The following is a 1,043-nucleotide window of genomic DNA, read 5'->3' as shown; positions in this document are numbered from 1 at the left end:
CGGAGCTGCCGCTGGTCCGGCGCAACCGGCTCCGCGAGGAGTGGGGCGTCTCGGCCACCGACATGCAGGCGATCCTCAACGCCGGTGCGCTGGAGCCCATCGTCGCCACCATCGAGGCCGGGGCCGACGCCGCCTCCGCCCGCAAGTGGTGGATGGGCGAGCTGGCCCGCAGCGCCAACGAGTCGGGCAAGGCGCTCGACGAGCTGGCGATCACGCCGCAGCAGGTGGCCCGGGTCGCCGAGCTCGTCGTGAAGGGCGACCTGAACGACAAGCTGGCCCGTCAGGTCATCGAAGGCGTCCTCGCGGGCGAAGGCACCCCGGACGAGGTCGTCGACAAGCGCGGTCTGAAGGTCGTCTCCGACGCGGCGCGCTGGTCGGCGCGGTCATGAAGGCGACCCGGGGCCAGGCCGACGCGGCCCGCGTCAAGGAGCTGATCCTGCAGAAGCTGGGCGTCAGCGAGGGCTGACCTCCGCGAACCCCACAGGGGGGATGCACCGAGACCGGTGCATCCCCCCTGCGCCTTTATGCCTCGGGGCGGCGGCCGACGACCCGGACGAAGCCCAGCGTGCCGCCCTGGTCCAGGCGCAGCATCTCGGCGCTCCGGCCGGCCATCCGGATGTGGAACTCGTCCGTGTGCTCCTCGGCCACGACCTCGCTCCAGCGCAGCCAGTCGCGCCAGCCGTCCTCCAGCCAGTCGGCTGTCTCGACCTCCACGGCCCCGCTGCGGGTCCAGTGGCGCCGCCACCAGGCGGCCGTGTGGAAGCACCAGAATCCCGGCTCCCAGTACGGCCTCAGATGCTCCGGCGGTTCGACGCCGTCGATCTCCTCGCGCAGCGCCGGTACGACGACCCCGATCCGCCCGCCGGGCTTCAGCAGCCGCGTCAGCCCGGGCAGGTACAGGTCGTTCGTGCCGAAGTACTGGTAGGCGTCGACGGAGACGATCGCGTCGAAGCCGTTCTCGCCGAACGGCAGGTCGTGCGCCTCGGCGAACACGGGCAGGACGCGGTCGGCGACACCCGCCTCGGCGATGCGCCCGGCGTTCT

Annotated in this window: 1 protein-coding gene and 1 pseudogene; one reads left to right on the top strand and one right to left on the bottom strand. The window is 72.4% G+C overall.

What is annotated here, in order from left to right; all coding sequences use genetic code 11:
* Window positions 1-466 (top strand): annotated as a pseudogene (locus CCL05_RS41815) (Asp-tRNA(Asn)/Glu-tRNA(Gln) amidotransferase subunit GatB); the annotation flags it as partial.
* 56 nt (window positions 467-522) lie between these two features.
* On the opposite strand, the gene CCL05_RS41810 reads toward CCL05_RS41815, so the two are convergent.
* The coding region (locus tag CCL05_RS41810) for a methyltransferase domain-containing protein (protein ID WP_143590042.1) at window positions 523-1,043 on the bottom strand (521 nt) is incomplete at its 5' end.

The sequence above is a fragment of the Streptomyces africanus genome (assembly GCF_002150735.1).
GTDB lineage: Bacteria > Actinomycetota > Actinomycetes > Streptomycetales > Streptomycetaceae > Streptomyces > Streptomyces africanus.
The sequence above is the reverse complement of the archived record's forward strand: the minus strand, read 5'-3'. Positions and strand labels throughout refer to the sequence as shown.